Source organism: Corynebacterium sp. CCUG 65737 (assembly GCF_024454115.1).
Taxonomy (GTDB): Bacteria; Actinomycetota; Actinomycetes; order Mycobacteriales; family Mycobacteriaceae; genus Corynebacterium; species Corynebacterium genitalium.
The window spans coordinates 53433-66145 of sequence record NZ_JAGPZB010000005.1 but is presented as its reverse complement, the minus strand read 5'-3'; the positions used below and the strand labels follow the sequence as shown (position 1 = coordinate 66145).

At 62.6% G+C, this 12713-nt stretch carries 11 protein-coding genes; 7 read left to right on the top strand and 4 right to left on the bottom strand.

The genetic code is table 11. From position 1 onward, the window contains the following. Positions 1 to 7: 7 nt before the first annotated feature. Genes KBX17_RS05485 through KBX17_RS05465 form a run of 5 tightly spaced genes read left to right on the top strand, consistent with a single transcriptional unit; the run spans position 8 to position 5659 of the window. The gene (locus KBX17_RS05485) at positions 8 to 859 is read left to right on the top strand and encodes a TatD family hydrolase (RefSeq protein WP_256018851.1); all 852 of its coding nucleotides are present in this window, start codon (positions 8 to 10) and stop codon (positions 857 to 859) included. A 29-nt stretch (positions 860 to 888) separates the two neighbouring features. Continuing rightward, a complete protein-coding gene (locus KBX17_RS05480) occupies positions 889 to 2031 on the top strand; it encodes a resuscitation-promoting factor (protein ID WP_255995422.1) in 1143 nt (380 codons plus the stop codon). 11 nt (positions 2032 to 2042) lie between these two features. Beyond that, on the top strand, positions 2043 to 2894 hold the full coding sequence (gene rsmA, locus KBX17_RS05475) for a 16S rRNA (adenine(1518)-N(6)/adenine(1519)-N(6))-dimethyltransferase RsmA (RefSeq protein ID WP_256018849.1): 852 nt from the start codon (positions 2043 to 2045) through the stop codon (positions 2892 to 2894). Then, positions 2894 to 3844 carry a 4-(cytidine 5'-diphospho)-2-C-methyl-D-erythritol kinase gene (locus tag KBX17_RS05470; protein ID WP_256018848.1) on the top strand — a complete coding sequence of 317 codons (951 nt, stop codon included), beginning with the start codon at positions 2894 to 2896 and terminating at the stop codon, positions 3842 to 3844. Before rsmA ends, KBX17_RS05470 begins: the two co-directional genes overlap by 1 nt. Positions 3845 to 3856: 12 nt before the next feature. Next, on the top strand, positions 3857 to 5659 hold the full coding sequence (locus KBX17_RS05465; protein WP_256018846.1) for an ABC-F family ATP-binding cassette domain-containing protein: 1803 nt from the start codon (positions 3857 to 3859) through the stop codon (positions 5657 to 5659). A 30-nt stretch (positions 5660 to 5689) separates the two neighbouring features. Here KBX17_RS05465 and KBX17_RS05460 read toward each other — a convergent pair whose 3' ends face one another. Next, positions 5690 to 6505, bottom strand: coding sequence for a TraB/GumN family protein (locus tag KBX17_RS05460; RefSeq protein ID WP_256018845.1), 816 nt, complete (start codon positions 6503 to 6505; stop codon positions 5690 to 5692). Between the two features lie 103 nt (positions 6506 to 6608). Between KBX17_RS05460 and KBX17_RS05455 the strand changes: the two genes are divergently transcribed. Both KBX17_RS05455 and KBX17_RS05450 read left to right on the top strand, forming a co-directional pair. After that, positions 6609 to 7856: an NRAMP family divalent metal transporter gene (locus KBX17_RS05455; RefSeq protein ID WP_256018843.1), complete on the top strand. Its 1248-nt coding sequence runs from the start codon at positions 6609 to 6611 to the stop codon at positions 7854 to 7856. Continuing rightward, on the top strand, positions 7835 to 8626 hold the full coding sequence (locus KBX17_RS05450) for a putative hydro-lyase (RefSeq protein ID WP_370687236.1): 792 nt from the start codon (positions 7835 to 7837) through the stop codon (positions 8624 to 8626). Before KBX17_RS05455 ends, KBX17_RS05450 begins: the two co-directional genes overlap by 22 nt. Positions 8627 to 8633: 7 nt before the next feature. On the opposite strand, the gene KBX17_RS05445 is transcribed toward KBX17_RS05450, so the two are convergent. Genes KBX17_RS05445 through KBX17_RS05435 form a run of 3 tightly spaced genes read right to left on the bottom strand, consistent with a single transcriptional unit; the run spans position 8634 to position 12701 of the window. Beyond that, on the bottom strand, positions 8634 to 10385 hold the full coding sequence (locus tag KBX17_RS05445) for a biotin carboxylase N-terminal domain-containing protein (RefSeq protein WP_256018842.1): 1752 nt from the start codon (positions 10383 to 10385) through the stop codon (positions 8634 to 8636). Positions 10386 to 10392: 7 nt separating this feature from the next. Beyond that, positions 10393 to 11946: an urea amidolyase family protein gene (locus KBX17_RS05440; protein ID WP_256018840.1), complete on the bottom strand. Its 1554-nt coding sequence runs from the start codon at positions 11944 to 11946 to the stop codon at positions 10393 to 10395. After that, positions 11943 to 12701 carry a LamB/YcsF family protein gene (locus KBX17_RS05435; RefSeq protein ID WP_005291273.1) on the bottom strand — a complete coding sequence of 253 codons (759 nt, stop codon included), beginning with the start codon at positions 12699 to 12701 and terminating at the stop codon, positions 11943 to 11945. The genes KBX17_RS05440 and KBX17_RS05435 overlap by 4 nt, the downstream gene beginning before the upstream one ends. Positions 12702 to 12713: the final 12 nt, after the last annotated feature.

Below are 12713 nucleotides of genomic sequence, written 5' to 3'. Positions count from 1 at the left end.
CGGAGGTATGTCCAAGAAGAAACCGCGCCCTACGCCTGTGCCAGCCGAAGGAATCGCTGGGCTTATTGATGCCCACACGCACCTCGCCTCCTGCAATGCCCGCACCCGCGAGGAGGTCGACGCGATCGTTGAAAGGGCGGTCGGCGCTGGTGTGGAACGGGTGTGCACCGTCGGTGACGGGTTGGAGGAAGCGGAGCTGGCTTTGCAGGCTGCCCACTTCAATGAGCGCGTGTTCGCGGCGTGTGCAATTCACCCGACAAGAGCGCATGAGCTTGACGACGACGCACGCCAACGGTTGGCAGACATGGCCCGCGACGAGCGTTGCGTAGCGGTGGGGGAGACCGGTGTGGACACCTATTGGCTTAAACATGACCCGGAGCGCACCGCCCCGCTCGAGGTGCAGGAGGAGGCGTTTCGGTGGCACATCCAGCTCGCGTGCGACACGGGCAAGACCTTGATGATCCATAACCGCGAGGGCGACGACGACATGATGCGCATCCTCGCGGATTCGCCGCAGCCGAAGCACGTGATGCTGCACTGCTTCTCTTCACCTCTCGACGTGGCGCGGGAGGCGATCGAGCGCGGGTACGTTTTGTCGTTTGCAGGCAATGTCACGTTCAAGCGCAATGAGGAGTTGCGTCAGGCTGCAGCTGAAGCGCCGGTGGGGCAGGTGCTGATCGAGACTGATGCACCGTACATGACGCCCGAACCGTTCCGAGGCGCACGGAATGAACCAGCCCTGATTGGTCATACTGCGCGCATTGTGGCTGAGGCTCGTGGGGTTGATGTGACTGAATTGGCGCATGAGGTCAGGGGCACTTTTGGCCGGCTGCTTCAACCTGCGAACTCGCTTGATTAACACGGGAAGTTATCGTATTGTTATCTTCCATGTCACGTCATCGTCGGATCAATAAGAACTCCACCACCCGTGCAGTGATCGCCTCTGGCGCTATCGGAGCTGTCGTCATTGGTGGTGCGACCACTGCTGCCGCAGCCCAGAAAACAATCACCGTCGACCTCAATGGAGAGGAGACGGAACTGAACACCTTCGCGGGCAGTGTCGACGGCGCGCTGGAGGCTGCCGGCGTGGATGTCGGCGACCAGGATCTGGTGCACCCGGCGCCGGGCGAGTCGCTGTCCAACGGTGACACCGTGACCGTGCGCACGGCGAAGCCGGTGGGTGTACGCATCGACGGCGGCCAGGTGCAGCAAGTCACCACCACGGCTGCGACGGTGAATGACTTCTTGGGCGAGATGCCCGGCGTCGCCGGTGGCTCCGCTCACGATTACTCCGCCGACCAGCGCGTCGAGGACGGAATGACGATCGACGTGACCTCTCCGAAGATCGTCTCCATTACCGACGGCGGCAAGACGACCTACACCTCCGCCCCGGCGCGCACTGTCGCCGAGCTGTTGGCGGCCCGCGGCGTGGTCATCGACTCTAACGACCGCGTCACCCCGAGCCTGAACACCCCGGTGACCGAGGATATGGCCGTCAAGATTGAGCGCGTGGACATCACCCAGCGCACCGCCACCGAGGAGTTCGAGGCGGATCCGACGTACGTCGACGATGACAGCCTTGCGCCGGGTGAAGAGAAGGTCCGCGAGAAGGGCGAGAAGGGCGAACGCAAGGTCACCCGCCGCCTGGTCACCGTGAACGGCAAGGTCGAGTCCGATGACGTGCTCAAGCGCGAGGAGACCCGCAAGGCACGTCCCGCTGTGATTGCCCGCGGCAAGCAGCAGGCGGGCGGCAACACGGGCGCGTCCGCACCGGCAGTCGCTGGCGGTTCCGTGTGGGACTCCATCGCACAGTGCGAGTCCGGCGGAAACTGGTCCATCAACACCGGTAACGGCTACTACGGTGGCCTGCAGTTCGCGGCGTCCACGTGGTCCGCTTACGGTGGCGGCCAGTATGCTCCGACGGCTGACCAGGCGACCCGCGAGCAGCAGATTGCCGTCGCTGAGAAGGTCCAGGCTGCCCAGGGTTGGGGCGCGTGGCCAGCGTGCACCGCATCGCTGGGTATCCGCTAGTCTCGGAGGGCATGACTACTTCCCAGCTGCTTGGCCCCGCGGAGATCCGCGCGTTGGCTGAGGAGCTCGAGGTCTCTCCAACGAAGAAGTTGGGGCAGAACTTCGTGCACGACCCGAACACGGTCCGTCGGATCGTCGCTGCCGCTGACCTGGATGAGCCAGGCATTGCTGAGACGGTTCTCGAAGTCGGACCGGGTTTGGGCTCGCTCACGCTGGGGCTTATCGACGTTGCGAATCACGTCATCGCTGTCGAAATTGATCCGCGTCTGGCAACCAAATTGCCGGAAACTGCCGCCGAGCGCAGCGACGCGGACAAGCTCACCGTGTTCAACATGGATGCACTCGCAGTGTCCCACGCCGACCTCGACCGGGAGCCGACGGCACTGGTGGCAAACCTGCCGTACAACGTGGCGGTGCCCGTGCTCCTTCACCTGCTTGAGGAGTTTCCCAGCATCCGTCGCGTGCTGGTCATGGTCCAGCTTGAGGTTGCGGAGCGTCTCGCGGCCGACCCTGGCTCGAAAATCTACGGCGTGCCCAGCGTTAAAGCGTCATTCTATGGGAATGTGCGCAAGGCGGGGACGATCGGCAAGAACGTCTTCTGGCCTGCACCAAACATCGAATCAGGGCTTGTGCGCATCGATGTGAATGAGACATTCGACCGCTCGCTGCGGCCCAAGGTCTTTCCGCTTATCGACGCCGCATTTGCCCAACGCCGCAAAACCCTTCGCGCGTGCCTGACTGGAGTCTACGGATCTGGCCCGGCTGCAGAGGAAGCCTTGCGGGCAGCGGGCATTGACCCGGGGCTGCGCGGTGAGAAGCTCTCCGTGGAGGACTTTGTCCGGCTTGCGGAGGTGACTGACTAATGTCACCTGCAGTTCCACTGTTCACGGAATCGTTCTCGGGCCGTGCGCACGGGAAAGTGAACCTCCACCTTGGTGTGGGGGAAGCAAGGGCCGACGGGTACCACGAGTTGTCCACAGTGTTCATGGCCGTCGACAGGGCGGAGACAGTCACCTTGACGCCGGCGGAGGAGGCGTCGATCAGCACGACCTTCCATGTCGAAGAACCCGACGAAGATGTGGACACCCCGCGTAACCTGGCCTGGCGCGCGGTGGAGGCGCTGGCTGGCGTGGCCGGAGACGCAGAGGGGGCTGATCTGCCGCCGGTGCGGATTGAGGTAGATAAGACCATCCCCGTCGCAGGTGGCATGGCCGGTGGCTCCGCCGATGCGGCTGCCGCGGTTGTCGCTGCTGAGGCCCTGTTGCTCCACTACGGGTACACAGTGGAGCCGGAAGATCGAGACAACGTATGGAAGGCCCTCGGGGCAGACGTGCCGTTTGCTGCGATGGGCGGCGTCGCGTTGGGCACGGACCGCGGGGATAGCCTCGTACCGATGATGTGCCGTGGCTCCTACTGGTTCGCTTTTCTCAACCCGAAGGTGGGGCTATCCACTGGAAAGGTCTTCGAGAAGCTCGACGATCTGCGCTTTACCTACGCTTCGATGGTCCCGCACATGGACACCGCACTCATTTCCCGGGCGCTGCTTTCTGGCGAGCCTCACCAGGTCGGCGCGGCGATGCACAACGATCTTGAACCGGCGGCCCTGGCGTTGCGGCCGTCATTGCAGCAGATCATCCACGGTGCCGAAGACGCCGGTGCAATCCGAGCAATGGTGTCTGGATCCGGTCCGACCATTGCTGCGCTGTGTGAGGATCAGGCGGTGGCGCTGCGCGTCGTCGACAAGCTCACGGCGCAAGGAAACATTGAAGGTTTCGCCGCACAGGGTCCCGTCGGTGGTGCAGCTCTTCTCTAGAATGGCCACATCATGGCTAACCTGATCAACCTGGAAAATGTGTCCAAGACGTGGGGGCTGAAAACGCTCTTGGATGGAGTCTCTCTCGGCGTGCAAACAGGCGACCGCATCGGCGTTGTCGGTCTCAATGGCGGCGGCAAGACCACGCTGCTGGAGGTGCTCACCGGCATCGAGCCGCCAGACGAGGGGCGCGTGTCCCACACGAACGATCTGCGGATGGCGGTGGTGACGCAGCGTTTTGATCTGCCAGATGAGATGACCGTTGGCCAGGCAGTTGTGGAGCCGCTTGGGTTGGAGGTCTTCGAGTGGGCGTCGAACGCAAAGGTCCGCGAGGTGCTTGCCGGCACCGGTGTGGCTGAACTCGGGTTGGATACACCCGTGGGGCATTTATCGGGTGGTGAGCGTCGCCGCGTGAACCTCGCCGCTGCGCTCGTGGGTGATCTCGATTTGGTGGTGCTCGATGAGCCGACAAACCACCTCGATGTGGAAGGTGTGCAGTGGCTCGCTGACCATTTGATGAAGCGCAAACTCGGCATCGTGGTGGTCACGCACGACCGCTGGTTCCTGGATACAGTGGCCACCCTGACCTGGGAAGTCCATGACGGCAAGGTGGATGTGTACGAGGGCGGGTACAACGACTGGACCTTCGCCCGCGCCGAGCGCGCCCGCCAGGCCGACGCGATTGAACAGCGCCGCCAGAATCTCGCCCGCAAAGAGCTTGCGTGGTTGCGCCGCGGTGCGCCGGCGCGCACGTCGAAGCCGCGCTACCGCATCGAGGCGGCGGAAGCACTCATTGCGGACGTTCCTGCCCCGCGCGACACGGTCGAGCTCATGGCGTTTTCTAAGCAGCGCCAGGGCCGCGTTGTGATCGAGCTCGAGGACGCACGTATTGACGCTCCTGACGGGCGAACCCTTGTGGACCATCTCACGTGGCGTCTCGCGCCGGGGGAGAGGATCGGTCTCGTCGGCGTGAACGGATCCGGCAAGACGACGCTGCTGCGCGCGTTGGCAGACGATTACCCCCTCGCTGCAGGCCGCCGCGTTGAAGGTCAGACGACCCGTATTGGATGGCTACGCCAAGAGCTCGACGACCTCGACCCGACCCGCCGCGTTATCGACGCCGTCGAAGACGTGGCCACCTACATCACCCTAGGCAAGAAGGAGCTATCTGCCTCCCAGCTGGCGGAACGCCTCGGGTTCTCACCCAAACGTCAACGCACCCCCGTCGGGGATCTCTCCGGTGGAGAGCGCCGTCGCCTGCAACTGACGCGTGTGCTCATGAGCGAGCCGAACGTGCTGCTTCTCGACGAGCCAACCAACGACCTCGACATCGACACCCTCCAGGAACTCGAGGACCTGCTCGACTCGTGGCCGGGGACGCTCGTGGTGATTTCCCACGACCGCTACCTCATCGAGCGCATCGCTGATGTCACGTACGCCCTTTTCGGTGACGGTGACTTAACGAATTTGCCGGGTGGGATTGAGCAGTACCTGGAGCGCAGAAAAGCAATGGAGCAGGACTCGGGCGTTCTCAACCTGGGACAGAACGAGCCGAAGGCTGCGGAGAAGCCGGCTGGCGTCTCACCGCAGGAACGCCGCGAGCTGTCGAAGAAGATGAAATCGCTCGACCGCAAAATGGAGAAGCTCGACGAGCAGGTGGCCGCGTTGGAGGCGCAGATCACGGCGATGTCGCAGGAGGATGCCCCCGATTTCGAGGCCATCGGAGCCAAGACGGGTGAGGTCGCGCAGCTGCGCGGACAGCGCGAAGAACTCGAGCTCGAGTGGCTTGAGCTGGGAGAAATGCTCGAGGGTTAAAGCTCTCAACGTTGTCGAGAACGCGCTGACTTAGCGTCGCTCGACGGGCAGCTCGACCTTTCGCACTGTCCATCCCGCGCGTGCCAGGCTCGCTAACACGCCATGATCGAGCGGTAGGTGGGCGGCGCCGACGAGAACCAATCCTTCTTTGTCGCGCAGCGCGACGTCCAGCTTGCTGGCCAGGGCGCTGTTGCGCTCAATCATGGCTGGAGAGTTCAAGTCCTTGTCCCGAACCAGTAGCAAGTTTTGCTCTACATAGCGCTCAAACATGTCGAATACGTCGTCCGCGTAGTACTCGTCTAACGCTTCCGCGAGGTCCTCGTTTTCGTGCATGTGTGCAAATTGCTCTTCGACACTTTCGAGGGATTCAACCGGAATCTCTTCCTTCATTGCAACGTCGACGAAGTGAGTTTCAGGTTCGAACGTGCCCTCGTCGAAAAACTGCGAACGGAGCTGGGTTTCCACTCTGACCAGCTGCGCGAGTGCTCCCGCTGGCAAGTGTTCGAGGTGGTCTTTCATGGGGGAGAGGCGAGGGGACGAGCTCAGCAGACTCTGCAACCTGTCCATGTCATCTGAGGAAAGGGTTTCGGATGCAGTTTTCTGGCTCATCTCAGTTTCGCTGCCGAGTTGTTCGAGCCCCTGCTCCCGCAGATCATCAAGGTCGTGGGGGTTGATCTCAACGAACAGTGCCTCTTTGCTCTTGAGGATTTGTTCAAGCTCGCTCACCGGCAACGCGATCTTCGTGTCGTCGATGACGTGGAGGGTTCCGAAGAGAAAGGATTCTTTTCCCTCCGGTGACCTGAGCGACCAGAAGAGAGAATCAGCGAACGGTGTGGATGAGCTCATGAGATTGAGGGTAGCGGACCCCGATTCCCGGCATTCGGGTCCGCAAGGGTAGGTTCACGCCTTAAACTAATCGCAAATTTTCTCCCTAGGAAAGGAGGGCCCGATGACTATTCAGGACGGCTCCACCAAGGCAGAGGTTGAGACCTCTAATAACGGAAAAGTGGAGGCACCCAAGGGCGTCGGCTCCGTTATCGGCGCTGTGTTCCTCATGGCGACCAGCTCGATCGGCCCGGGCTTTCTCACCCAGACCAGTGTGTTCACCGTCCGGTTGGGCGCTGCTTTCGCGTTCGCGATTCTCATCTCCATTCTCGTGGATATCGCGATCCAGCTGAATGTGTGGCGCGTGCTCGGTATCTCGGGGCTGCGTGCTAACGAGCTCGGCAACTCGGTGATTCCCGGGCTGGGATGGGTGATGTCGTTACTGGTCTTCGCAGGCGGCATGATCTTCAATATCGGCAACATCGCCGGTGCAGGGCTGGGAATGAATGCCATGCTCGGCCTTGACCCGAAGATCGGCGGCGGGATCTCAGCGGTGATCGCCGTATTGATCTTCCTGTCCAAACGCGCAGGTGTTGCGCTGGACCGCATTGTTGTGGGCCTCGGCGCGATCATGATCCTGCTCATGCTGTACGTCGCTATTGTCTCCCAGCCGCCCGTCGGAGATGCGTTGAAGCAGACGGTCCTCCCCGAGCAAGTGGACTTTGCAGTCATCGTCACGCTAATCGGCGGCTCGGTCGGCGGCTACATCACCTTCGCCGGTGTCCACCGCATCATTGATTCGGGCCAGACCGGTGTGGAGAATATCAAGAATATTTCGAATGCATCTGTGCTGGGCATCGTGGTGATCGGCATCATGCGTGTGCTTCTCTTCCTCGCGGTGCTCGGCGTGGTTGCTACCGGCGTGGTGCTATCCAAGGACAATACGGCCGCCGATGCTTTCTACCAGGCCGCCGGAGAGTTCGGGCTTCGTGCCTTCGGTCTGGTGCTGTGGGCGGCGGGCCTGTCGTCGGTGATCGGTGCGTCCTACACTTCGCTGACATTCGTGACCACGCAGAAGACAGATGTGAAGCTGCGCAACTGGCTCACGGTGGCGTTCATCGTGGTATGCACGATCCTGTTCCTCCTCCTTGGCACTGCGCCGCAGAAACTGCTCATCTTCGCTGGTGCCTTCAACGGGCTTATCCTGCCGATCGGTTTTGCCGTGGTCATGTGGGCCGCGCTGTTCCGCAAGGATCTACTCAAGGGATACAACTACCCGGTGTGGATGAAGGTCATAGGAGTGATTGTGCTCGCAGGAACCTTCTGCATGGGCTTCCGCTCACTCTCCGGATTGGCAGCACTGTGGGCGTAGAAAAGGATCCCGCCCGCGCGCGGGACTACTTCCGCACCCACGACGTGGGCACCACCGCGGGGTGGGCGCCCGGCTACGCGCAGGCGAACCTTATTGCGGTTGACCAGAAGTACGCTTTCGACTTCTTGCTGTTCGCTCAGCGCAACCCGAAGCCGTGCCCGGTGCTCGGCGTTCTCGAGGCAGGCCAACTAAATTCCGAGCTCATGGCCGGCGGCGACATTCGCAAGGATATTCCGGCGTACAGGATCTACAAGCACGGTGTGCTTATCGACGAAATCACCGACGCCACCGGCTACTGGACCGACTCCACGGTGGCATTTCTCATCGGCTGCTCATTCACATTCGAAGACGCCCTCATTGCCGAGGGAATTCCAGTCGCGCATATTGAGCAAGGGCGCAATGTGCCCATGTACCTAACCACCCTCGAGACGGAGCCAGCTGGGGTCTTCGGCGGGCCGATGGTGGTGTCTATGCGCCCGATCCCTGCTAACCGCGTCGCGGACGCTGTGCGGGTCACTTCGCGCTATCCAGCGGTGCATGGTGCGCCGATCCATGTCGGCGACCCGGCGGCGATCGGCATTAAGGATCTTGGGGCACCCGATTTCGGCGACCCCGTGGACATCCCCGCCGGCACTATCCCAGTGTTCTGGGGTTGCGGCGTGACTCCGCAGTCCGTCGTGATGAGTTCCAAGCCGGAGCTGGCCATCTGCCATGCCCCGGGCAAGATGCTCATCACTGATATTCCGGACCGGTCCTACCAGGTTCCGTAAAGAGGGCTTAGGCGATCGTTGCGATCGTCGTTCCCGCCTTCACACGGTCCTTCTCCGACGCGGAGAGCGAGATCGTGCCGGCGGTCGGGGATTTGATGGTGGATTCCATCTTCATGGCCTCGACGGTGGCCAGCGGCTGATCCTTTTCCACGGTGTCGCCGTCGCTGACCATCCACTTCACGATGGTCGACTCGTACTTCACCGTCACAGCCCCTTCACCGCCGCTACCAGCAGTATTCTCCGCGGCGGAAGAAAGTGACTCGCCAGTGGCGCCGCCGCGGAGCAAGCTGCGGGGGAAGCCGATCTGGTGCAGGCGCCCGTCGATTTCGATGACGACGGTCTCCCGCTCGTCGTAAATGTGCTCGATATCGGCCGTTTCGTGGTTGGCGCTGGGGGAGTAATTGCCGTCCACCCAGTCGGTGTAGATATCCAGAGAATCGCCGTTGAGCTCCGGAGCATCCACCATGTCGCGGTGGAACGGCAACACGGTGCGCACTCCCTCAATGGTGAATTCCTTCAGGGCTTGGCGGGAGCGCGCCAGAGCCGCGTCGCGGTTCGGGCCGGTGACAATCAGCTTGGCCATCAGCGAGTCGTAGTAGGCGGGGATCTCACTGCCTGTCCGCACCCCAGAGTCGACGCGAATGCCGGGGCCGGTGGGGACGTCGAAACGCGTGACGGTGCCCGGCGCAGGTGCGAAACCGTTGGTGACGTCCTCGGCGTTAATGCGGAACTCGAAGGCGTGAGTGGTGATCTCCGGGTCCCCACCGAAGGACAGCTCCTGGCCGTCAGCGATGCGGAACTGCTCAGCGATGATGTCCACGCCTGTGACCACCTCCGTGACGGGGTGCTCCACCTGCACGCGGGTGTTCACCTCCAGGAAGGACACGGTGCCGTCTTCGGACACGATGTACTCGACGGTTCCCGCGCCGACGTAGTTCGCTGCGCGGCAAATCTCGCGCGCACCGTCCTCGATGCCGGTGCGCTGCTCGTCGGTGAGGAAGGGGGCGGGGGCTTCCTCGATGAGTTTCTGGAACCGGCGTTGCGTCGAGCAGTCTCGGGTTCCTAACACTGCGACGTTGCCGTGGGTGTCGGCAAGCACCTGAGCTTCAACGTGGCGCGGGTGGGTGAGGAACTTCTCCACGTAGCATTCCGCACGGCCGAAAGCTTCCTTGGCTTCGCGGCCGGCAGATGCGAAAGCGTCCTCGATGTCGGACTCGTCGTGGACGACCTTCAAACCGCGTCCACCACCGCCGTAAGCAGCCTTGATGGCAATCGGCATGCCGTGTTCTTCCGCGAAGGCGCGGGCCTCCTCCCAGTCGCCGATCGGATCTTCGGTGCCTGGGGCCAGCGGCGCGCCAACCTCCACTGCGACGCGGCGAGCGGCGATCTTGTCGCCGAGCAGCTCGATCGAGTCGGGAGTGGGGCCAATCCAGGTCAGGCCAGCGTCAACAACTGCACGGGCGAAGTCAGAGTTCTCCGACAGGAAGCCGTAACCGGGGTGGATGCAGTCTGCTCCAACTTTATGCGCCAGGGAGATCAGTGCCGGGACGTTCATGTACGTCTCGGAAGCGCTATTGCCGGGCAGGCGGTAGGCCTCGTCGGCAACGAGCGTGTGCAGCGCGCCGGTGTCAGCGTCGGAATAGACCGCGATGGATCGGATGCCCAGGTCGCGCGCCGCGCGGGCGATGCGGACCGCGATCTCCCCACGGTTGGCAATGAGCACCGCTTTCAAGGATGTCTGAGGTGCAGGAGTGGTCATGGTGTAGTTAATCTCTTTCGCTGTATCGTTCGAAGCGGATGGTGGAGCCAGGGGAAAGTTGCGCGGCAATGTCGACGTCTTCACTGATCACGGTGGCAATGACGGGATAGCCACCGGTCACTGCGTGGTCACGCAGGAACACGACGGGCTGGCCGCTGGGCGGGATTTGCACGCTGCCGGCCACCATGCCTTCTGAGGGAAGTTCGCCACTGCGATCACGCTGCAGCGGTTTGTCTGTTTCTAGGCGCACGCCGACGCGGTTGGATTCGCCGGTCACCGTGAAAGTCGTGTCAAAGAAACGCTCGACTTCATCTGTGCTGAACCAGTCATCGCGCGGGCCGAGCACGCAGCGCACGGTCGCGGTGTCAGCGGTGACGCGCAGTGGGTTGGACAACAGGGCGTTCGCAGTGTCCGGCTTCTTCAGCGACACGGAAACGGTGTCGCCAGCCTGGATCGGTGCGGGGCCGAGCCCGGAGAGCAGGTCGGTCGCGGCGGAATCCAACTCGGTATCGGCGATGAGCCCGCCGCGCACAGCGATATAAGAGCGCATGCCCACCCGGGGTGGGGCGACAACGAGCTGCGCACCGGCCGGCACAATGATCGGGGTGGCGAGTGGGAACGACCTCTGGCCCACGAACACGTCGGTGTCGGCACCGGTGACGCACACGACGGTTTCCGTCAGTGCCGTCATAGTCAGCCCGCCGATGTTTTCCAGGAGAGTCGCGTTGCGCTTGTTGCCCACCACGTCGTTCGCGATGCGCGCGGACGCACGGTCCGACGATCCGGACGTGGTCACGCCGAGGCTGCCGTTGCCCTGCCTGCCCAGGTCCTGGTAGAGCGTCTGCAGTCCAGCATCGTCCACAGTGAACAGCGGCATGCGTGGGGGAGTGTCCAGCTCGAAGTGGCTGGTCTCTTGCTCGTGCGCAAGCTTTTCGACGCTGACATAGCGCACCGTATCCCCAGGGCTGACCAACGCCGGAGGCTTAGCGGTGGAGTCCCACATCGGTGTCGTGGTCGTGCCGATGAGCTGCCACCCGCCTGGTGAGGTGCGCGGGTAAACGGCGGAGAAGTCACCAGCCAATGCGACGGCGCCGGCTGGGACCTCAGTACGGGGGGATGAGCGGCGTGGCACGTCGAGTGCGTCTGCCTCGTTTTCAGGGACGCAGTAGGTGAATCCGGGAGCGAATCCGCCAAACCCGGCCTTCCACACGGTGGACGTGTGCCATTCGATGAGTTCGTCGCGGGTCTTGCCCAGGTGTTCAGCTAGTTCGTCGAGGTCTGCGCCGTCGTAGCAAACCTCAATTTCGATCTCGCGGGATTCCTTGCTTCCTGCCGCCTCGGGTTCGAAGTCGCGGAGGAATTCGGCTGCTGCTGTAGCCGCTGAGGTGGAATCAAAGGTGACCAGCACGGTGCGGGCGCCGGCGATGACGTCGGTTTGGCGCTCGAGAGGCTCGGTGCTTAAGGCCGCGTAGAAATCCATGACCTGTTCGAGGCTGACTAGGTCGACCATGAGTCCGCGCGTGCCCACGCGCTTGATGTCGCGTTTAATGGTGCCGCTCACAGGAAGCTCCTGATCTCAATGCCTTCGTCCTGCAGCTTCGCCACAACGCTGCGGGTCAACTCAACAGAGCCGGGGGAGTCGCCGTGCACGCACACCGATTCCGCAGCAACGTCGACGATACTGCCGTCGATGGCAGTGACGGCACCGGTTGAGGCGACCTGCAACACGCGCTCAGCCACCTGTTGGGCGTCCGTCATCACAGCGTTCGGTTCGCGGCGGGAGACCAAAGTGCCGTCCGGGTTGTACCCGCGGTCCGCGAAGGCTTCACGGATCACCCGCAGGCCAGCCTTTTCTGCGATGTCCACCGCGGCGCCGCCAGGCAGAAGCATGACTGGGAGATCCCCAAAGGCTTTGATGCCGTCGATCACGGCTTGGGCGTGCTTGTCGTGGTGAACGATGGTGTTGTACAGCGCACCGTGCGGCTTGACGTAACGGACCTCCAATCCCTGCGCACGGGCCAGTGCGTCAAGAGCGCCAATTTGGTACAAAGTCTCGTCAGCCAGCTCGGCTGGGTCGTAGTCGATGAAACGACGTCCGAAACCGGCCGGGTCCTTGTAGGCGATGTGGGCGCCGACGGTCACGTTGCTTCTTTTCGCGTCGACAAGCGTCCCTTTAATGGAATGCGGATCACCCGCGTGGAAACCTGTAGCCACGTTGGCGCTGGAGACCATCTCCAGCATGGCTGCGTCGTCGGCGACGGGGTTACCCGCCGTCGTCTCGCCAAGGTCGGCGTTGAGGTCGATGTGCTCGCTCACGGTGCACCACGC

Coding starts and splice junctions, on each gene's coding strand:
- KBX17_RS05445 (WP_256018842.1), bottom strand. CDS start 10,385: ATGACCACTCCTGCACCTCAGACATCCTTGAAAGCGGTGCTCATTGCC.
- KBX17_RS05455 (WP_256018843.1), top strand. CDS start 6,609: ATGACTATTCAGGACGGCTCCACCAAGGCAGAGGTTGAGACCTCTAAT.
- rsmA (WP_256018849.1), top strand. CDS start 2,043: ATGACTACTTCCCAGCTGCTTGGCCCCGCGGAGATCCGCGCGTTGGCT.
- KBX17_RS05470 (WP_256018848.1), top strand. CDS start 2,894: ATGTCACCTGCAGTTCCACTGTTCACGGAATCGTTCTCGGGCCGTGCG.
- KBX17_RS05480 (WP_255995422.1), top strand. CDS start 889: ATGTCACGTCATCGTCGGATCAATAAGAACTCCACCACCCGTGCAGTG.
- KBX17_RS05465 (WP_256018846.1), top strand. CDS start 3,857: ATGGCTAACCTGATCAACCTGGAAAATGTGTCCAAGACGTGGGGGCTG.
- KBX17_RS05485 (WP_256018851.1), top strand. CDS start 8: ATGTCCAAGAAGAAACCGCGCCCTACGCCTGTGCCAGCCGAAGGAATC.
- KBX17_RS05460 (WP_256018845.1), bottom strand. CDS start 6,505: ATGAGCTCATCCACACCGTTCGCTGATTCTCTCTTCTGGTCGCTCAGG.